The following is a 19221-nucleotide window of genomic DNA, read 5'->3' as shown; positions in this document are numbered from 1 at the left end:
CATCGTTAAAACATCACTGGATACAGTATGCTTCCGTTAAATTCTGTCCGTACCCATGCAGGCCGTCTGGTTCCTGTCATGCTGGCGGCACTGTTTCTCGCCGGCTGTCCCAGCCAGGCCCCGCAAGACACTGCGACCCAGCAGCACGTAGAGGGCAAAGCCGGTGCGTCTTCCGATTACTACCTGCAGCAGATGCAGCAAAGTGGTGATGATAGCAAGGCTGGCTGGCAATTACTTGCGATTCATGCCCTGATTCAGGAAGGCAAACTCCCGCAGGCCAACGGTCAGTTGAACGCCTTGCCGTCGCAATTGAGCGACAAGCAGCGTCAGGAACAGCGCCTGCTGACCGCCGAACTGGCGGTCGCGCAGAACGACCTGAACGCCGCCAACAGCACGCTGGCCCAGTTGGATGTGAAGTCGCTGTCGCCCCAGCAACAGGAACGTTACTACCAGACGCAAATCAAAGCCGCTCAGGATCGCCCGTCGTTGACGCTGATCCGCGCCTACATTGGGCAGGAGCCGTTGTTGCAGGGCGACGCCCATCAGCGCAACATCGATCAGACCTGGGCGGCATTAACCCGCCTCACCCAGCAGGATCTCGGATCGATGGTGATCAATGTCGACGAAAATACCCTGCAAGGCTGGCTCGACCTGCTGAATCTCTGGCAGACCAAAGCTCAGGTTCCCTCTGACCTGCAGGCTGCGATAGAAGACTGGAAGAGACGTTATCCACGTCACCCGGCAGCCAAACAACTGCCGTCGCAGCTGGGCGGCACGCCGCCCGCCGCGGCTACGCAACCGGGAGAGAGCGCCCCCGCCGGCAGTAACGCCATCGCGCTGCTGTTGCCGCTGAACGGGCAGGCGCAGGTATTCGCCAATGCTATTCAGCAAGGGTTTAGCGCCGCCAGAAGCGGGCAGGCAACGCTGGCGATGCCGCCGCAGGTAGCGCAATCAGCCGCGCCTGCCGAGGCGACCGGCACGGCTGCGCCTACGCCATCGACAGATGCGAATACCCCGTCACTGTCCGCCACAGCGGCTGTCTCAGCGCCTGTTGCAACGGCAACCGCCGTTCCGGCGATTGCGCCGACAGCGGTCAGCAGCATTCCGGTGAAAGTCTACGACACCTCCAATCAGGCATTGGCAAACGTGATTGCTCAGGCGCAGAAAGACGGCGCCACCACCATCGTCGGTCCGCTGCTCAAAAACGAGGTGGAACAGCTACCGGGACTCAACCCGTCCCTGAATGTGCTGGCGCTGAACCAGCCGGAACACATCCAGCCCAATCCGAACATCTGCTATTTCGCTCTGTCGCCGGAAGATGAAGCCGTCGACGCGGCGCAATTCATTCACAAGCAGGGTAAGCAGCATCCGTTGATTCTGGCGCCGCGCGGCAATCTGGGCGACAGGGTGGTGGCCGCTTTCGCCAAGTCCTGGCAACAGCAGGCAGGCGGCGTGGTATTGCAGCAGCGCACCGGCGGCGTGTATGACCTGAAACAGGCGCTCAACAGCGGCGCAGGTATTCCGCTCAACGGCCAACCGGTTATCACAGCGGCTTCCGCTCCACAGTCCTCCACCACGGTTGGCGGGTTGACCATCCCGAATCAGGCGCCGCCGATCGCCACCGTTACCAGTGACGGCAACGTGGATGCGGTTTATATCATCGCCACGCCGGATGAACTGACGCTGCTCAAACCGATGATCGACATGCGCAACAAAGGCGCGCTGCGCCCGGCGCTCTACGCCAGCTCACGTAGCTATCAGGCCGGTCTGGGGCCGGATTTCCGGTTTGAAATGGAAGGGCTGCAGTTCAGCGATATTCCGCTGTTGACTGGCGCCAGCCCGGCGCTGATGCAGCAAGTCAGCACGCAGTTCCGCAACGATTACTCGCTGGTGCGGCTGTTTGCCATGGGGATGGATGCCTGGAAGCTTGCCAGCAACTTTGCGCAATTGCACCAGCCGGGGAATTCGCTGTCCGGAGCGACCGGTGTGCTTAGCACCTCGCCGGATTGCGTCGTCAACCGTAAACTCACCTGGCTGCAGTTCCGTCAGGGACAACTGGTGCCCGCCTCCTGAACCGGCGCATCACCGGCGGTCGCTACGAACAACTGGCCCGACGCTATCTCGAACGCGCCGGGCTGATGTTTGTGGCCGCCAACGTGACGGTGCGCGGCGGTGAACTGGACCTGATTATGCGCGATGGCGGCACCTGGGTATTTGTCGAGGTTCGTTATCGCCGCAACAGCGACTTTGGCGGCGCGGCGGCCAGTGTTACCCGGCAAAAACAGCAATCGTTGCTGCGCGCCGCAGCGGTATGGCTGTCCCGTCAGGGCGCTAGTCTCGATTCCACCGATTGTCGCTTTGACGTACTGGCCGTAACCGGCCCGCAGGTGGAATGGTTGCCCAACGCGTTTGGGCAGTCTGAGTAACATCATGATTTTCAACTTCAAAACAGGTTAACAGAACGTGCTGGAGAGAATTAAAGTCTGTTTCACGGAAAGCATTCAAACCCAAATCGCCGCTGCAGAAGCGCTACCGGACGCCATTTCGCGCGCCGCTCTGGCGATGGTGCAGTCGCTGCTCAATGGCAACAAAATCCTGTGCTGTGGTAACGGTACATCTGCCGCCAACGCACAGCATTTTGCCGCCAGTATGATTAATCGTTTTGAAACCGAGCGGCCCAGTCTGCCGGCGATTGCACTTAATGCCGATAACGTGGTCTTAACGGCTATCGCCAACGATCGCCTGCATGAAGAAGTCTACGCCAAGCAGGTGCGGGCGCTGGGTCAGGCGGGTGACGTACTGCTGGCGATATCCACGCGCGGCAACAGCCGTGATATCGTCAAAGCGGTGGAAGCCGCCGTCACGCGGGACATGACCATTGTGGCCCTGACCGGCTATGATGGCGGTGAGCTGGCGGGTTTGCTGGGCCAGCAGGATGTGGAAATTCGCATCCCGTCACACCGCAGCGCCCGCATTCAGGAAATGCATATGCTGACCGTCAACTGTTTGTGCGATTTGATTGATAACACACTTTTCCCACACCAGAACGATTAAGGAGCACTCCATGAGGATCTACTCTTGCATTGCCGTGCTGTCTGCCTGTCTGATGCTACAGGGCTGTATTGGCGCTGTCGCGATTGGCAGCGCGGCGGTTGCGACCAAATCCGCGACCGATCCACGGACTGTCGGCACGCAGGTCGACGACGGCACGCTGGAAGTCAGGGTATCCAACGCGCTGAGTAAGGACACGCAATTAAGCAAAGAAGCGCGGATCTCCGCAACCGCCTATCAGGGCAAAGTGCTGTTAACCGGTCAGGCTCCTTCGACCGAGCTGGCTAGCCGTGCCAAGCAGATCGCCATGGGTGTGGAAGGCACGACCGAAGTGTATAACGAAATCCGCAAAGGCACGCCGATTTCGCTGGGCACCGCGTCCATGGATACCTGGATCACCACCAAAGTGCGTTCTCAGTTGCTGACCAGCGACACCGTGAAATCCTCCAACGTGAAGGTCACCACCGAAAACGGCGAAGTCTTCCTGTTGGGTCTGGTGACGCGCCGTGAAGCAACGTCAGCGGCCCAGATCGCCAGCAAGGTCGGCAGCGTCAAACACGTGACGACCGCGTTCAGCTACCTCGACTAATCGCTGTCTCCATACGGCGGCCCATCACGGGCCGCCAGACTGACCAATCCGGTAGGTGGCCGCAGGCGCCTGCCACTCTACTCGCTTCCCCCGTTAATCATGGCGTTGGCGTATTTCCTGTGGTCGCTGGCGGCGACAGCAACCAGATGCTGCGGCGGGCATCAACGCTGACCTCAGTATCTTTTTTCCCCTGCGACGCCCCGGTCAGCAACGGCGTGAACCCCGCCTGCCTGATAGCCGCATGATAACGGGGAGAACCGATAGCCTGCTCGGCCTGCAGCATTAGCGGAATCAGCGGGCTGCTCTCTCGCCCCATGGTTTTATAAGGCCAGGGTCTGGATTCATCCAGATACGGAGCCATGAAGTCCAGAGCCGACAACAGGCTGCTGCCTTTGGGGGTACGATACTGCCACAGGTTATCGCCGTACTTCCCTGCCACGGTCGCCATCAGGCTGACAGCCTGCAGATTGAAGCCGCTGTAATGGAACGACCGGGTACGCGCCAGTTCCTCTGGTTGCGAACCATCCGCCGCCAGCTGATGGTCGAGCTTCTGGCGCTGCAATGCCGCCATCGCCTTCACCGTTTCAGGCTGGCCCAGATAGGCGGCGATACCCGCCACCTGCACCGTATACCAGCTGCCATGATTATTCTTTGCCGAGGCCTCCTGTTTGCCGTTATGGCTGGTCAGCAACCAGTGCAGGTAGTCCGTCATCCACTGCCGCATCTGCTGCTCGTCACTGGCCCCCCATCCCGGCGCCTGTCGCAACATGACCAGCGCATCCACGATACGGGTGGCGAAGAAACGGCCGTCAAGCACGCCTGCGCCCCGCCCGTCGTTTCTGCCCGGAATGGCCTGCGCATAATTCAGGTTAGGGTTCATACGCGTTTCAGGAGTGATAAACCAGGTGCGAATCATGGCGATGGCTTTGCCGGCATATTCGGGACGGTCCGAGAAATACCAGGCCAGCGCCAGCACACGCACCCGATCGGTAAACGTCGCCAGACGGATAGCATCCGTCTCCTCGCCCTTGGTCGCCGGGTTCACCTTGCCGTCATGTCGAATCCAGGGTAAGCCGTCTTTCTGCTGCGGATCAGGCCACCAGTAAGCCGCCAAACTCAAATAATCATGACGGTTGCCGCCGGGCGGCATTGAAAGTTTTTGAGTAACCGATAGGTCAGGTTTTTTCATAGCGCTATCCGCCGCCCGCAACAGCTGCTGATAAGCAAGCTGCATCTGTGGTGGCGCGGTCTGGCTGCGTAGCTGCTGTTTTACCTGGGCAAGTTTGTCTGCCTGTAAAAATACATAAGCAGAATTGTCGTTTTTAGCACTGGCCGCCTCGGCAGATGCCCCCAGGCCCCACAGCGAAAGCATCATAAGAAAAACTATGCCATACCGCATTATTTCCCCCTGTTCATGCGGTCATGATTTCCCATACAGCCACGGGAAATGGAAGCCGCTCATTGGAAAAAATCTATCAGTCAATCAGGTTTGTTAATAAAGCCGGTTCGCTTCCAGAAAATTTTCTCCGCCGATTTGGTTCATCTGACGCAAAATCCACTGCTGACGCCGCATGACGTAGCCGGACGGTTTACTGGCGCGATAGCGGATAGGATTCGGCAACACCGCCGCCAGCATCGCCGCTTCCGATGCCGTCAGCCGGCTCGCCGGTTTATTGAAGAACTGACGCGATGCGGCCTCTATGCCAAAAATTCCGGGTCCAAACTCGGCAATATTCAGGTAAACCGTCAGAATACGACGTTTAGTCCAGACCAGCTCAACCGCCGCCGTCAGGCCGGCCTCCAGACCTTTACGCAACCAGCTGCGCCCGTCCCACAGCAGCAGGTTTTTTACCGTCTGCTGCGACAGCGTGGATGCGCCGCGAATACGATTCTCATGTCGCTCGTTATGTTTGAGCGCCGCTGAAATCGCGTCGAAATCAAACCCCCAATGCTGGGGAAATTTCTGATCTTCCGCCGCAATGACCGCCAATGGCGCCACTGCGGCGATCTCATCCATCGACACCCAGTCCGAATGGGCCACATACGCGAAGTCGCCGCTCAGCCAGGCGCTGAGCTGACGATCGATCATCACGGCGGAAAAGGGTACGGGCAGAAATGCAAACAACAGGATCGCCGCTACCCACAACGCAACGACACCAAAGAAGATGCGCAACACCCAACGCCGGATACACGCGGCTATTCGTCCTAATCGGCCTTTCCCGAATAGGCCTGCTGACCTCATTCAGCCAGTTCCAAAACACGCGCCACCAGTTTCTCAATTCCACTGGCGGCTTCACCAATCGAGTTCGCCAGCATGTAAGCCGGAGTCGTCACCACCTTGTGTGTAACGTCAACGACGATGTCATTTACCGGACACTTCACATGCACGCCACCCATCGCTGCTATCGCCTGCGCAGTCCCCTCATCGTTACCAATTGTAAGCTGCACAGAGGTATTAAGCAGTTTCGGTAACATGGCAGGGGCGATGCAAATAAACCCTATTGGTTTATTTTTCTTATGAATTTCACGAGTAAGTATTTTCAGTTCGTTATCAATCTCACAGTCGGCCCCGCGGGTGGCAAAATCGCTCAAATTTTTTGCGGCACCGAATCCGCCGGGGACAATCAGCGCATCAAGCTGTTGGGGATCCGCGCTGGATAATGGCTGGATTTTCCCACGGGCAATACGCGCAGATTCCGCTAAAACATTGCGTTTCTCACCGGTAACCTCACCGGTCAGATGATTAATCACATGCAGCTGTTCTTTGTCCGGAGCAAAGCAGACAGCTTCAGCGCCGGCACGATCGATTGCAAGCAGAGTCAAGACAACTTCGTGAATCTCTGAACCATCATAAACTCCACATCCGCTGAGTACGACACCAACTTTTTTCATCACTCATGCCTCATTTCATTACATCAACTAATTGATTTTTTGATTGACAAACACTAATCTACATCACACATTTTAATGATTCTTGTAACAAACGACGCCATATTTGCTATGGTGTGTGTTGCCAGAAGATGGGATTTCAAAAACGCTTGCGTACCAACAACATCTGAGATTGAACGCAGGTGTACCGCTTTCCCTGGTGTTGGCACATAATTCGCGCACCCCGGCCTCGGTCGGGGTCATTTTTTTTCAGCCTCTGAAACCCAGTCTTTCAATACCTGCACATCCTGCTGCCAGTCGTGTTTCAACTCGTCAATCCACTCCTGAACGTTGTCCCACCATGCCGGTAATGTCGTGGTCTGAATCTGTTGCGCAACCTGTTGCAGATGCTTGAGCCCAACCGAGCCCGCCGCGCCTTTGATTTTGTGCCCTTCTTCCGCAATGCCTTTCTGGTCGCGGGCGGTCATGTTGGAATCAAGAATCGCCAGATAGCCGGGCATCATCTGCTCGAACATCGCCAGGCTCTGATGAATCAGTTTCGGCCCTACCAGCGTCAGGTACTGCTCCAGCATCGGGATATCCAGCAAACGGTCCTGCAGCGACCCGGCGTCCACCTCTGCGGCTTCCGGTTCCGGCTGCGCATGATGATCCCAGTATTGCTGGATTACCGCCGTCAGCGCCGGCACCGCCAGCGGCTTACTCAGCACGTCATCCATGCCGGCGTCCAGGTACTCTTTTTTATCTTTAAGCACATTCGCCGTCAGGGCGACCAGCGGCGGCATCGACTGCCCGGCATAACGCTCACGCAGCCGACGCGCCACATCCAGGCCGGTCATGTCCGGCAACTGGATATCCAGCAGCACCAAATCAAATTCATCCGGATCGAACATATCCAGCGCCGCCTGGCCGGTCATCGCCACTTCGACGCTGCTGCCCAGTTTTTCCAGTACCGAGCGCGCCACCACCACGTTCAGTTCGATATCTTCCACCAGCAGCACATGCAACGCCGGCAGCGGCAGTTCATCCTGTTCGTCTTCGTCAGACTCGTCATTACGCACCACCGGCGCCGTCACCGTCAGCGCAAAGCAGGAGCCCTTGCCCAGTTCGCTGCTCACCTGAATATCGCCGCCCATGCTTTGCGCCAGACGCTTGGAAACCGCCAGCCCGATGCCGGTGCCGGTAGCCGGTTTGCCGCCGTGTTGATCCTTGACCTGGTAGTACATGGAGAAGATTTTCTCCAGCTCGTCGGCCGGGATCCCCATGCCGGAATCCTCCACCTCAAAACGCAGCCGGTCGCCCTGCTCATGCCAGACCCGTACCACCACCCGGCCCTCACGCGTGAATTTCACGGCGTTGCTGAGCAGATTCCACAGAATCTGACGCAACCGGGTACCGTCGGTGACGATGGTTTTCGGCAGCGGCTGATGCAGTTCCATCTCCAGCTGTAGCCCCTTAGGCTGGGCCAGCAGTCCGCCCAGATTTTCCAGATCCACCACAAAGCCGACGAAATCCACCGGCTGGTTATCCAGTTGGACCTTGCGCCGCTCCTGCTTGTCCATTTCGATGATGTCGTTGAAAATATTGCCGAGCGTGATGGCGCTGACGTGGATGGTTTTCAGGTATTTTTGCTGTTCTGCGTCCAAATGGGTGTCGAGCAGGATACGACTCAGGCCGACAATGCCATTAAGCGGCGTACGAAGCTCGTGGCTGATCGTAGAGATGAAGGTAGTCTTTTCCCTGCTGGCGTTCTCTAACGCGTCCTGGTAGCGCTTACGCTCGGTAATATCGCGTCCAAACCCCATCAGGCCGTGTCGCTTACCCATGCGGTCGTAAAACGGCACCTTACGCAACTCGAAACAGGCTTTGCGGCCATCCGGATAGACCAGCCACTGCTCATAGGTCAATGAGACGTTGTGGCGAAACACCTTTTCATCCGTTTCCATGACTTTTTCGGCAATATCGGGCGGATAAACATCTTTCGGCGTCAGGCCGATCAGCTGCTTCTGGCTTTTGCCAAGCAGCAATTCCATCGCCCGGTTGCAGCCGGAAAATTCTTTGTTCTCATTGCGGTAGTAAACCAGGTCCGGCGAAGCGTCGAGGAAAGAACGCAACAGCGCCGATTGCTGCTCCAGCTCAACCTGCGCCTGCTCGCGGCGCGCCATCTCCTCACGCAGTTTGGAGACCATCAGCAGGCGGGCTTCCTCCGCCTTGATGCGATCGCTGATTTCCTGATTGAGCTGGGCGATATTGCCCTGCAACTGTTCGTTCAGTTCCTGATCGCGCTGGCGCATCTCTTCCAGCTTAGCCACCAGCCGCGACAGCCGCTGACGCGACTCTTCAAGTTGCTCCACCACCACGGACAGGAAATAAACCGCCCAGGGCGTGATCAGTAAGCCGAAAAAGATAGAGCGCACCACGTCGATGTTTTCCACCTTGCCGGTGAGCAGCAGCGTCACCGCCATCTGCACCACCAGCGCCAGTAAAACCAGCGCTGACGCCAGCAGCAGGGAAAAACGAACCAGCCCCAGTTTAACCATTAAATCAACGTAGTACTGCGCCAACAGCCTGATTTGCCTCATAGCGGTGTTCCTTAATCATAAACCCGCAAATCATACCGTAAAAAAATCGCGTGCGCGGTAAATGAGCGGTCAATTTGCGAGCCGCCGCGGAGGTTAGTTTGTTGAGTAATGAAACGGCTGCCCCAGCGCGGAACCTTGCGCGCCATGCTGTTGCAGGTAGTCGTGAACGCCGACCATGCCGGTCCAGCGATTTTCGCACCACAGCGGCGCCAGCAGCGTCGGCCGCCGGGCGCTGGCGGAAATACGGTGATAGACAATTCCGGGCGGGGTGTGACGAATCATTTCGCCGGCAATCGACACATAACGCGCCAGCGACAGTTCCGGTAGCCGACCGGCTCCCCAGGCTTTCGCCATTACGCTGCCGGTCACAATGTGCAACGGATGCAGCTTGATGCCGTCCACGCCGGCTTCCACCACCTGCTGCAGCGTCGACAGGCAATGCTCGTCGCTCTCGCCGGGCAAGCCGACAATCAGGTGGCTGCACACGTTGAGCCCTCTGGCGCGCGCGCGCTGTGCGGTCTGCCGGTAACAGGCGAAATCATGCCCGCGATTGATGCGCCGCAACGTTCGGTCATGGGCGCTTTGCAGCCCCAGCTCCAGCCAGACTTCATAGCCTTGTTCGTGATAGTCAGCCAGCAGGTCCAGCACCGTATCCGGCACACAGTCCGGCCGGGTGCCCACGCACAACCCCACCATATCAGCCTGCGTCAGCGCCTGCCGGTACATGGACGCCAGCACCTGCACCTCGGCATACGTGCTGGTATAAGCCTGAAAATAGGCCAGATAGCGGCGGGCGCGATTGACCTTGCCGGCCTGCGCAGCCAGTTGCTCGGCGATGCTGCGCTGCTGCATCTGCTCGTCGGCGAACGACGCCACATTGCAGAAGGTGCAACCGCCGCGTCCCAACGTGCCATCGCGGTTCGGACAGCTAAATCCCCCGTGCAGCGTCAATTTATGGATTTTTTCTCCATAACGACGCTGAAGCTCGCCACCAAACATATTGATTAATTTTTGCAATTGCATATTCTGATTCTTCATTTCACAAAAAATCAGCCTACCTTTAACGCTTATTAACGGCGATGACCCCGATCAATACGCTCCGGTTTATATAACTGCATGTTTATTCGTTTTTATTGAAAATAAAATCACATCTTTCTTGATTAATTTTTCTTATCTGCGGGGTTCATTCCATTAAAAGATGACCGTAAAATGAAAAACAGTGTCATAAGTTAAAAAACTCGCACCAGACAGAATAAGATGCCAGTAAGTCACATTATCGTAGCATGCAGCGATAAAAACCCGCCGTTAGCATAGTGATACAGCTCACAGTTAGACCAATACCCCCACCTTGCCAACGTCTTATTTTTATTAATTAAATCCTTTTATTTCATAAACATAAGTAAATATTATCCCTAAAGTGCTTACCCGCTATGGAGATTTGACCTGAACAGGGTTTCTCGCTAATTTGGGAATCCGCTGGAAGCTTTCCCGACGAGTCAACGTCTCGTCATATTTATGCAGTAAGAAGAAGACTCCCTCATCAAGCAAGCACACCACTTGTGAGACCTTACGAGAGGCCAGATAAAAGAGAGCGGCGCACACCACTGATGTCAAATTGGCGCAGTGAAGGGGTCGCTCGCGGTTAGCGCGCGGTTAACACGCCATTTAATAAGCGCCCGCATTCTGGTGGTGGCATTGGCGATGAGGAAGTCATACAGAGCCTGGGGAGGTTCACTGAGATATGTTGTACGATGCATCCCATGAAAGAGACAACTGTGGTTTCGGATTGATCGCCCATATAGAAGGTGAACCGAGCCATAAAGTCGTGCGGACGGCGATTCACGCCCTGGCCCGCATGCAGCACCGTGGCGCGATCCTTGCCGACGGCAAGACCGGCGACGGTTGCGGCTTATTACTTCAGAAACCCGATCGTTTCTTCCGCCTGGTCGCCGAAGAACACAACTGGCGTCTGGCCAACAATTACGCGGTCGGCATGCTGTTCCTCAGCCGGGATGAAGAAAAGGCTCGGGCCACCCGTCGAATTGTCGAAGAAGAACTGCAGAATGAAACCCTGTCCGTACTCGGCTGGCGCGAAGTGCCGACCAACCCGGACGTGCTGGGTGAGATCGCGCTCTCTTCTCTGCCGCGCATCGAACAGATTTTTGTCAACGCCCCGGCCGGCTGGCGTCCGCGTGATATGGAACGCCGCCTGTTCATGGCGCGCCGCCGTATCGAGAAGCGCGTGCAGGATAAAGATTTCTATGTGTGCAGCCTCTCCAATCTGGTGAATATCTATAAAGGTCTGTGCATGCCCGCGGACCTGCCGCGGTTCTATCTGGATCTGGCGGACCTGCGTCTGGAATCGGCCATCTGCCTGTTCCACCAGCGTTTCTCCACCAATACCGTGCCGCGCTGGCGTCTGGCGCAGCCGTTCCGCTATCTGGCGCACAACGGCGAAATCAACACCATCACCGGCAACCGCCAGTGGGCTCGCGCCCGCGCCTACAAATTCAAGACCCCGCTGATTCCCGATCTGCTGGACGCCGCGCCGTTCGTGGACGAAAGCGGTTCAGACTCCATGTCGCTGGACAATATGCTGGAGCTATTCCTGGCGGGCGGGATGGACATCGTGCGCGCCATGCGTCTGCTGGTGCCGCCGGCCTGGCAGAACAACCCGAATATGGACCCGGAGCTGCGCGCCTTCTTTGACTTTAACTCCATGCACATGGAGCCGTGGGACGGTCCGGCCGGTCTGGTACTGTCCGACGGGCGCTACGCGGCCTGTAACCTCGACCGTAACGGTCTGCGTCCGGCGCGCTATGTCATCACCAAAGATAAGTTGATCACCTGCGCCTCCGAAGTGGGCATCTGGGATTACCAGCCTGACGAAGTGGTGGAAAAAGGCCGCGTCGGTCCGGGCGAACTGATGGTGATCGACACCCGTACCGGCCGTATCCTGCATTCGACCGAAACCGACGATGACCTGAAAAGCCGCCATCCGTATAAAGAGTGGATGGAGAAAAACGTCAAGCGTCTGGTGCCGTTCGAAGAGCTGCCGGACGATCAGGTCGGCAGCCGGGAGCTTGACGACGCGCTGCTGGAAACCTACCAGAAGCAGTTCGGCTACAGTAACGAAGAGCTGGATCAGGTTATTCGCGTGCTGGGGGAAAACGGTCAGGAAGCGACCGGCTCCATGGGCGACGACACGCCGTTCGCCGTGCTGTCGAGCCGTCCGCGCATCATTTACGATTATTTCCGCCAGCAATTCGCGCAGGTAACCAACCCGCCGATCGACCCGCTGCGCGAAGCACACGTGATGTCGCTCGCCACCTGTATCGGTCGTGAAATGAACGTCTTCTGCGAGGCGGAAGGTCAGGCTCACCGTCTGAGCTTCAAATCGCCGATCCTGCTCTACTCCGACTTCATTCAGTTGATCAATCAGGATCCCGAGCACTATCGCGCCGAGAAGATCGATATCACCTTCGATCCGAAACAGCGTTCATTGCAGGACACGGTTGAAAAACTGTGCGACGAAGCGGAATACAAGGTGCGCGCCGGAGCAGTATTGCTGGTGCTGACCGACCGCGGCATCGCGCAGGATCGCCTGCCGGTGCCGGCGCCGATGGCGGTGGGCGCGATTCAGGCTCGTCTGGTGGAAAAGAGCCTGCGCTGCGATGCCAACATCATCGTTGAAACCGCCAGTGCCCGCGATCCGCACCATTTCGCCGTGCTGCTCGGCTTCGGCGCTACCGCGATTTACCCGTATCTGGCCTATGAAGCGCTGGCCCGTCTGGTGGATAACCACACCATCGACAAACCGTACCGTACCGTGATGCAGAATTACCGCAACGGCATCAACAAGGGCCTGTACAAGATCATGTCCAAGATGGGGATCTCCACCATCGCCTCCTACCGCTGTTCGAAACTGTTCGAAGCGGTCGGTCTGCACAACGATGTGGCGTCCCGCTGCTTCCAGGGCGTGGTGAGCCGCATCGGCGGCGCCAACTTCAGCGACTTCGAGCAGGATCTGCAAAATCTGTCCAAACGCGCCTGGCTCAAGCGCCAGAAGCTCGATCAGGGCGGCTTGCTCAAATTTGTCTACGGCGGCGAGTACCACGCTTACAACCCGGATGTGGTGAAAACGCTGCAAACCGCGGTGCACAGCGGCGACTACCACGATTACCAGCAGTACGCCAAACTGGTGAACGAGCGCCCGGCGTCCATGCTGCGCGACCTGCTGGCGTTGCAGCCGCAGGAAGGCGCGGCTATCCCGCTGGAGCAGGTCGAGCCGGATTCTGAACTGTTCAAACGCTTCGATACCGCCGCCATGTCCATCGGCGCGCTGAGCCCCGAAGCGCATGAGTCGCTGGCGGAAGCCATGAACAGCCTGGGTGGTTTCTCCAACTCCGGCGAAGGCGGCGAAGACCCAGCGCGTTACGGCACCAATAAAGTATCGCGTATCAAGCAGGTGGCTTCCGGTCGTTTTGGCGTCACCCCGGCCTATCTGGTCAACGCCGACGTTATCCAAATCAAGGTGGCGCAGGGCGCCAAACCGGGTGAAGGCGGCCAGTTGCCGGGCGACAAAGTCACGCCGTACATCGCGCGCCTGCGTTACTCCGTACCGGGCGTGACCCTGATTTCGCCGCCGCCGCACCATGATATTTATTCGATCGAAGACCTGGCGCAGCTGATTTTCGACCTGAAACAGGTCAACCCGAAGGCGATGATTTCGGTCAAGCTGGTTTCCGAGCCGGGCGTCGGCACCATCGCTACCGGTGTGGCGAAAGCCTATGCCGACCTGATTACCATCGCCGGTTACGACGGCGGCACCGGCGCCAGCCCGCTGTCCTCGGTGAAATACGCCGGTTGCCCGTGGGAACTGGGTCTGGTGGAAACCCAGCAGGCGCTGGTCGCCAACGGCCTGCGTCACAAAATCCGCCTGCAGGTTGACGGCGGCCTGAAAACCGGTCTGGACATCGTGAAAGCGGCGATTCTGGGAGCGGAAAGCTTTGGCTTCGGCACCGGACCGATGGTGGCGCTGGGTTGTAAATACCTGCGTATCTGCCACCTGAACAACTGCGCCACCGGCGTGGCGACGCAGGATGACAAGCTGCGCCGCGACCACTATCACGGTCTGCCGGAGCGTGTGGTGAACTACTTCACCTTCATCGCCCGCGAAACCCGCGAGCTGATGGCGGAACTGGGCATCAGCCGTCTGGTGGACCTGATCGGCCGCACCGATCTGCTGGTCGAACTGGACGGTATTACCGCCAAGCAGAACAAGCTGGACCTGTCGCCGTTGCTGCACACCGTGACGCCGCAACCCGGCAAAGCGCTGTACTGCACCGAAGGTAACCCGTCGTTTGACAAGGGCCTGCTGAACAAAGAACTGATCGCGCAGGCTCAGGCGCATGTCGACGCCAGACAGAGCAAAACGCTCTACTTTGACATCCGTAACACTGACCGCTCCGTCGGCGCGACCTTGTCCGGCGTGATCGCGGAAAAACACGGCGATCAGGGGCTGGCGAGCGATCCGATCAAAGCACATTTCACCGGTACAGCCGGCCAGAGCTTCGGCGTGTGGAACGCCGGCGGCGTTGAGCTGGCCCTGACCGGCGACGCCAACGACTACGTGGGCAAAGGCATGGCTGGCGGCATTATCTCCGTACGTCCGCCGGTCGGCTCGGCCTTCCGCAGCCACGAGGCCAGCATCATCGGCAACACCTGCCTGTACGGCGCGACCGGCGGTAAGCTGTTCGCCGCTGGGCGTGCCGGCGAGCGTTTCGCGGTACGTAACTCCGGCGCCATCACCGTGGTGGAAGGCATCGGCGATAACGGCTGCGAATACATGACCGGCGGTATCGTCTGCATCCTGGGTCGTACCGGCGTCAACTTCGGCGCAGGCATGACCGGCGGCTTCGCCTACGTGCTGGATGAGGACGGCGAATTCCGCAAACGCGTCAACCCGGAACTGGTTGAAGTGCTTGATGTGGAAAATCTGGCGATTCATGAAGAGCATCTGCGCGGGCTGATTACCGAGCACGTCCAGCACACCGGCTCGCAACGCGGTGAGGAAATCCTCGCCAACTGGCCGGTCTGGGCATCGAAATTTGCGCTGGTAAAGCCGAAATCAAGTGATGTGAAAGCGTTGTTGGGTCATCGTAGTCGTTCCGCAGCGGAGCTGCGGGTACAGGCGCAGTAAGAGGTCATCATGAGTCAGAATGTTTATCAGTTTATCGACTTACAGCGCGTTGATCCGCCCAAGAAACCGCTGAAGATTCGTAAAATCGAGTTTGTTGAAATTTACGAGCCGTTCTCGGAAAGCCAGTCCAAGGCGCAGGCAGATCGCTGCCTGGCCTGCGGCAACCCTTACTGCGAATGGAAATGTCCGGTTCACAACTACATCCCGAACTGGCTGAAACTGGCCAACGAAGGCCGGATCATTGAAGCGGCGGAGCTGTCTCACCAGACCAATAGCCTGCCGGAAGTGTGCGGCCGCGTTTGCCCGCAGGATCGCCTGTGCGAAGGGTCTTGCACCCTGAACGACGAATTCGGCGCCGTCACCATCGGCAACATCGAGCGCTACATCAACGATAAAGCGATCGAGATGGGCTGGCGTCCGGACGTGTCGTCGGTACAGCCGACCGGCAAGCGCGTGGCTATTATCGGTGCCGGCCCTGCCGGGCTGGCCTGCGCCGACGTGCTGACCCGTAACGGCGTGAAGGCGGTGGTTTATGACCGCCACCCGGAAATCGGTGGTTTGCTGACCTTCGGTATTCCTGCTTTCAAGCTGGAAAAAGAGGTGATGACCAAACGCCGCGAAATCTTCACCGAGATGGGTATCGAATTCCAGCTTAACACCGAAGTCGGCAAAGACATTCAGTTGAGCGACCTGCTGACGGAATATGACGCCGTCTTCCTGGGCGTCGGCACCTATCAGTCGATGCGCGGCGGGCTGGAAAATGAAGACGCGCCGGGCGTATACGATGCGCTGCCGTTCCTGATTGCCAACACCAAGCAGCTGATGGGCTTCGCAACCGGCGAACAGGAACCTTACACGTCGATGCAGGGCAAGCGCGTCGTAGTGCTGGGCGGCGGCGATACGGCGATGGACTGCCTGCGCACCTCGATTCGTCAGGGCGCGACGCACGTAACCTGTGCCTACCGCCGTGATGAAGAGAACATGCCGGGCTCCAAACGCGAAGTGAAAAATGCGCGTGAAGAAGGCGTGGAATTCCGCTTCAACCTGCAGCCGCTGAGCATCGAAATCAACGGCGCGGGTAAAGTGTGCGGCGTACGCGTGATTCGTACTGAACTGGGTGCGCCGGATGCCAATGGCCGCCGTCGTCCGGAAGCGGTGGAAGGGTCTGAGCATGTGCTGGAAGCGGATGCTGTCATCATGGCGTTCGGTTTCCGTCCGCACAAGATGGCATGGCTGGCGGAGCACGGTGTGGATCTGGATGCACAGGGTCGCATCATCGCGCCGGAGCAGAGCGACAGCGCTTTCCAGACCTCAAACCCGAAAATCTTCGCCGGCGGCGATGCGGTGCGTGGCTCCGACCTGGTGGTCACGGCGATCGCCGAAGGCCGCAAAGCGGCTGACGGCATCATGAACTATCTGGAAGTGTAATTGCTTTCAGGATATCTCAAAGGCGGCTCAGGCCGCCTTTTGCTTTTTTCTTGCTGGCGATCGAGCGGATATTACGCTTTATGTAAATCAATAACATCCTGTTCGGTCATCATTGGGGTTTGCTGCGCAAAGTCGTAATAATCAGGCTTATTATCAATATAGATTTGCGAAACCAATCGTTTTTGTCCGTCTGAAAATAGCCCCGCCGAAAGCGAATAGATCTCCGGTTCAAACAACCGATAAAACAGATGAGTCCCGCATGTACGGCAGAACGCGCGCTCTGCCCAGTCGGAAGAGCGATAAAAACCGATATGCTCTTTCCCTTCAATCACCACATCATGCTGAGATTCAATCGCCATCAACGGCCCGCCGCCCCACTTCTGGCACATACCGCAATGGCAGACGTAAACATCGTGCGTACATGACTCAGGGACCGTTATGGTTACCGCACCGCATAAACAGCGGCCTTGACTGGTTTTCATCACATTCTCCTTCGATTAGACACGACACTGACAATGGATAAACCCGTTGATAAACAGCAAAGTACGTTACTGTTGCTGCTTTTCTTCCAACCAATAAAAAAGGCACATTACTGTGCCTTTTTTATCAATCGCGATTATTTGACCACGCGCAGGGAAGGTCTGCCGCCTCGCGGCGGCTGCGGCGGCTCGTCATCCGGCTGCTCGTTCTGCGAAGAGGGAGATTCGTTGTCCACCACCGATATCAGCGTCGGTTTGGACTCATCTTCGGTTTGAGGCTGCTCGCCAAACTCTTCGACGATTTCGTAGGCTGGCTCCGGCTCAAACATGGTGCCCGCGCCATTTTCCCGGGCATAAATCGCCATAACCGACGCCATCGGAACAAACACCTGCCGGGGAACACCACCAAAACGCGCGTTGAAACGTACGCTGTCGTCAGCCAGTTCGAGATTTCCCACCGCACGCGGCGCAATATTCAGGACAATTTGCCCGTCGCGTGCAAACTCCATCGGCACCTGCACGCCGGGAACGGTCACATCCACCACCAGATGCGGCGTCAGCTGGTTGTCCAGCAACCAGTCATAAAAGGCCCGTAATAAATACGGGCGGCGCGGAGAGAGCTGAGACAACGTCATGCCATTACCCTCTGGATTGCAACCGGATTTCGCGCTCGGCTTCAGTCAGGGAAGCGAGGAAGGCATCGCGTTCGAACACACGCGTCATGTAGCCTTTCAGTTCCTTGGCGCCGGAACCGCTCAATTCAATCCCCAGCAGCGGCAGACGCCACAGCAGCGGTGCCAGATAGCAATCCACCAGACTGAATTCTTCACTCATGAAATACGGGGCTTCGTTGAAAACCGGGGCGATAGCCAGCAGCTCTTCACGAAGTTGCTTGCGCGCGGCCTCCGCATCCTGTGCATTGCCATTCAGGACGGTTTTCATCAACGAATACCAATCCTGCTCAATCCGGTGCATCATCAGGCGACTGTTGCCGCGCGCCACCGGATAGACCGGCATCAACGGCGGATGAGGGAAACGCTCATCCAGATATTCCATGATGATACGTGATTCATACAACGTCAGCTCACGGTCAACCAGCGTCGGTACGGAACCGTAAGGATTGAGGTCGATAAGGTCCTGCGGCAGATTATCCATGTCCACCTGTTCAATCTCGACACTCACCCCTTTCTCGGCCAGTACGATGCGGACCTGATGGCTAAAAATGTCGGACGGACCGGAAAACAGCGTCATCACCGAACGTTTGTTGGCAGCGACAGCCATGAAAACCTCCAAGTTATCGAAAAAATACGGCGAACAACCGATCGAATAGGATCCTGCTGGCCTTGCCGCGTTTGGACTTCCCCGCGGGGAAAGCGGACGACATCCGTCGTTCTGTTAAAATCACTTGCTGGCGAACAGGCACAAAACCGGCGAATAGTGTATCAGATTCTGTTTGTTTTGTGGGGGGATAAGCGTATTTTCATGACTAACCCACGGTAATCAAAGCAGATTTTTTCCATGAACGATACAGGTCGAAAAAAAACCCGGTGACAGGCACCGGGTTTTTCTGCGTTGATTTCGCTGCCAGGCAGCCAGAAATTAACGTTTGGAGAACTGCGGACGACGACGTGCTTTGCGCAGACCAACTTTTTTACGTTCAACCTGACGAGCGTCACGAGTAACGAAGCCAGCTTTACGCAATTCAGAACGCAGAGATTCGTCGTATTCCATCAGAGCGCGGGTGATACCATGACGGATAGCACCGGCCTGACCGGAGATACCACCACCTTTAACGGTGATGTACAGATCCAGTTTACCAACCATGTCGACCAGTTCCAGCGGCTGGCGAACGACCATGCGAGCAGTTTCGCGGCCGAAGTACTGTTCCAGAGTACGCTGGTTGATGACGATGTTGCCGCTACCCGGTTTGATAAATACGCGAGCGGCGGAGCTTTTGCGGCGACCAGTGCCGTAGTATTGATTTTCAGCCATTGCCTGTAATCC

The 19221-nt window shown here is 57.3% G+C and carries 15 protein-coding genes; 6 read left to right on the top strand and 9 right to left on the bottom strand.

Annotated features, from left to right (window positions below):
- The first annotated feature begins 27 nt into the window (after positions 1 to 27).
- Genes CVE23_RS01750 through dolP form a run of 4 tightly spaced genes read left to right on the top strand, consistent with a single transcriptional unit; the run spans position 28 to position 3640 of the window.
- Positions 28 to 2073: a penicillin-binding protein activator gene (locus tag CVE23_RS01750; protein WP_100848727.1), complete on the top strand. Its 2046-nt coding sequence runs from the start codon at positions 28 to 30 to the stop codon at positions 2071 to 2073.
- On the top strand, positions 2070 to 2426 hold the full coding sequence (locus CVE23_RS01745) for a YraN family protein (RefSeq protein ID WP_174213758.1): 357 nt from the start codon (positions 2070 to 2072) through the stop codon (positions 2424 to 2426). Before CVE23_RS01750 ends, CVE23_RS01745 begins: the two co-directional genes overlap by 4 nt.
- Before the next feature lie 37 nt (positions 2427 to 2463).
- A complete protein-coding gene (gene diaA / locus CVE23_RS01740) occupies positions 2464 to 3054 on the top strand; it encodes a DnaA initiator-associating protein DiaA (RefSeq protein ID WP_013316039.1) in 591 nt (196 codons plus the stop codon).
- A gap of 10 nt (positions 3055 to 3064) precedes the next feature.
- Positions 3065 to 3640 carry a division/outer membrane stress-associated lipid-binding lipoprotein gene (gene dolP, locus CVE23_RS01735; RefSeq protein WP_038663100.1) on the top strand — a complete coding sequence of 192 codons (576 nt, stop codon included), beginning with the start codon at positions 3065 to 3067 and terminating at the stop codon, positions 3638 to 3640.
- Between the two features lie 97 nt (positions 3641 to 3737).
- Here dolP and CVE23_RS01730 read toward each other — a convergent pair whose 3' ends face one another.
- From CVE23_RS01730 to mnmL, 5 genes are all read right to left on the bottom strand, one after another.
- On the bottom strand, positions 3738 to 5039 hold the full coding sequence (locus tag CVE23_RS01730; protein ID WP_100848726.1) for an alginate lyase family protein: 1302 nt from the start codon (positions 5037 to 5039) through the stop codon (positions 3738 to 3740).
- 93 nt (positions 5040 to 5132) lie between these two features.
- Positions 5133 to 5882, bottom strand: a complete 750-nt coding sequence (gene mtgA / locus CVE23_RS01725; protein ID WP_049842483.1) for a monofunctional biosynthetic peptidoglycan transglycosylase — start codon at positions 5880 to 5882, stop codon at positions 5133 to 5135.
- Positions 5879 to 6532, bottom strand: coding sequence for an isoprenoid biosynthesis glyoxalase ElbB (gene elbB / locus CVE23_RS01720; protein WP_038917574.1), 654 nt, complete (start codon positions 6530 to 6532; stop codon positions 5879 to 5881). Before elbB ends, mtgA begins: the two co-directional genes overlap by 4 nt.
- A 236-nt stretch (positions 6533 to 6768) precedes the next feature.
- Positions 6769 to 9108, bottom strand: a complete 2340-nt coding sequence (gene arcB / locus CVE23_RS01715; protein ID WP_038917572.1) for an aerobic respiration two-component sensor histidine kinase ArcB — start codon at positions 9106 to 9108, stop codon at positions 6769 to 6771.
- A gap of 93 nt (positions 9109 to 9201) precedes the next feature.
- On the bottom strand, positions 9202 to 10131 hold the full coding sequence (gene mnmL, locus CVE23_RS01710) for a tRNA modification radical SAM protein MnmL/YtqA (RefSeq protein WP_100850387.1): 930 nt from the start codon (positions 10129 to 10131) through the stop codon (positions 9202 to 9204).
- A 718-nt stretch (positions 10132 to 10849) separates the two neighbouring features.
- Between mnmL and gltB the strand changes: the two genes are divergently transcribed.
- Together gltB and CVE23_RS01700 are read left to right on the top strand one after the other, a co-directional pair.
- Positions 10850 to 15310, top strand: a complete 4461-nt coding sequence (gene gltB, locus CVE23_RS01705; RefSeq protein ID WP_100848725.1) for a glutamate synthase large subunit — start codon at positions 10850 to 10852, stop codon at positions 15308 to 15310.
- Positions 15311 to 15319: 9 nt separating this feature from the next.
- A complete protein-coding gene (locus CVE23_RS01700) occupies positions 15320 to 16738 on the top strand; it encodes a glutamate synthase small subunit (RefSeq protein ID WP_038917570.1) in 1419 nt (472 codons plus the stop codon).
- Positions 16739 to 16809: 71 nt separating this feature from the next.
- Here CVE23_RS01700 and CVE23_RS01695 read toward each other — a convergent pair whose 3' ends face one another.
- The 4 genes from CVE23_RS01695 to rpsI all read right to left on the bottom strand — a co-directional run bounded on the left by CVE23_RS01695 (position 16810) and on the right by rpsI (position 19209).
- Positions 16810 to 17220: a GFA family protein gene (locus CVE23_RS01695; RefSeq protein ID WP_038663113.1), complete on the bottom strand. Its 411-nt coding sequence runs from the start codon at positions 17218 to 17220 to the stop codon at positions 16810 to 16812.
- 134 nt (positions 17221 to 17354) lie between these two features.
- Positions 17355 to 17852, bottom strand: coding sequence for a ClpXP protease specificity-enhancing factor (gene sspB, locus CVE23_RS01690; protein WP_100848724.1), 498 nt, complete (start codon positions 17850 to 17852; stop codon positions 17355 to 17357).
- Positions 17853 to 17856: 4 nt separating this feature from the next.
- Entirely contained in the window at positions 17857 to 18498 is a 642-nt protein-coding gene (gene sspA, locus CVE23_RS01685) for a stringent starvation protein SspA (RefSeq protein WP_024104257.1), read from the bottom strand.
- 318 nt (positions 18499 to 18816) lie between these two features.
- The gene (gene rpsI, locus CVE23_RS01680) at positions 18817 to 19209 is read right to left on the bottom strand and encodes a 30S ribosomal protein S9 (protein ID WP_013316025.1); all 393 of its coding nucleotides are present in this window, start codon (positions 19207 to 19209) and stop codon (positions 18817 to 18819) included.
- Between the last annotated feature and the right edge of the window lie 12 nt (positions 19210 to 19221).

Source organism: Dickeya fangzhongdai (assembly GCF_002812485.1).
GTDB classification, from domain to species: domain Bacteria; phylum Pseudomonadota; class Gammaproteobacteria; order Enterobacterales; family Enterobacteriaceae; genus Dickeya; species Dickeya fangzhongdai.
This window is presented reverse-complemented; position numbering and strand designations above follow the sequence as displayed.

Bases quoted from the DNA above. Each gene is read 5' to 3' on its own strand.
- CVE23_RS01750 (WP_100848727.1), top strand. From the start codon at position 28: ATGCTTCCGTTAAATTCTGTCCGTACCCATGCAGGCCGTCTGGTTCCT.
- dolP (WP_038663100.1), top strand. From the start codon at position 3,065: ATGAGGATCTACTCTTGCATTGCCGTGCTGTCTGCCTGTCTGATGCTA.
- CVE23_RS01730 (WP_100848726.1), bottom strand. From the start codon at position 5,039: ATGCGGTATGGCATAGTTTTTCTTATGATGCTTTCGCTGTGGGGCCTG.
- mtgA (WP_049842483.1), bottom strand. From the start codon at position 5,882: ATGAGGTCAGCAGGCCTATTCGGGAAAGGCCGATTAGGACGAATAGCC.
- elbB (WP_038917574.1), bottom strand. From the start codon at position 6,532: ATGAAAAAAGTTGGTGTCGTACTCAGCGGATGTGGAGTTTATGATGGT.
- arcB (WP_038917572.1), bottom strand. From the start codon at position 9,108: ATGAGGCAAATCAGGCTGTTGGCGCAGTACTACGTTGATTTAATGGTT.
- mnmL (WP_100850387.1), bottom strand. From the start codon at position 10,131: ATGCAATTGCAAAAATTAATCAATATGTTTGGTGGCGAGCTTCAGCGT.
- gltB (WP_100848725.1), top strand. From the start codon at position 10,850: ATGTTGTACGATGCATCCCATGAAAGAGACAACTGTGGTTTCGGATTG.
- CVE23_RS01700 (WP_038917570.1), top strand. From the start codon at position 15,320: ATGAGTCAGAATGTTTATCAGTTTATCGACTTACAGCGCGTTGATCCG.
- CVE23_RS01695 (WP_038663113.1), bottom strand. From the start codon at position 17,220: ATGAAAACCAGTCAAGGCCGCTGTTTATGCGGTGCGGTAACCATAACG.
- sspB (WP_100848724.1), bottom strand. From the start codon at position 17,852: ATGACGTTGTCTCAGCTCTCTCCGCGCCGCCCGTATTTATTACGGGCC.
- sspA (WP_024104257.1), bottom strand. From the start codon at position 18,498: ATGGCTGTCGCTGCCAACAAACGTTCGGTGATGACGCTGTTTTCCGGT.
- rpsI (WP_013316025.1), bottom strand. From the start codon at position 19,209: ATGGCTGAAAATCAATACTACGGCACTGGTCGCCGCAAAAGCTCCGCC.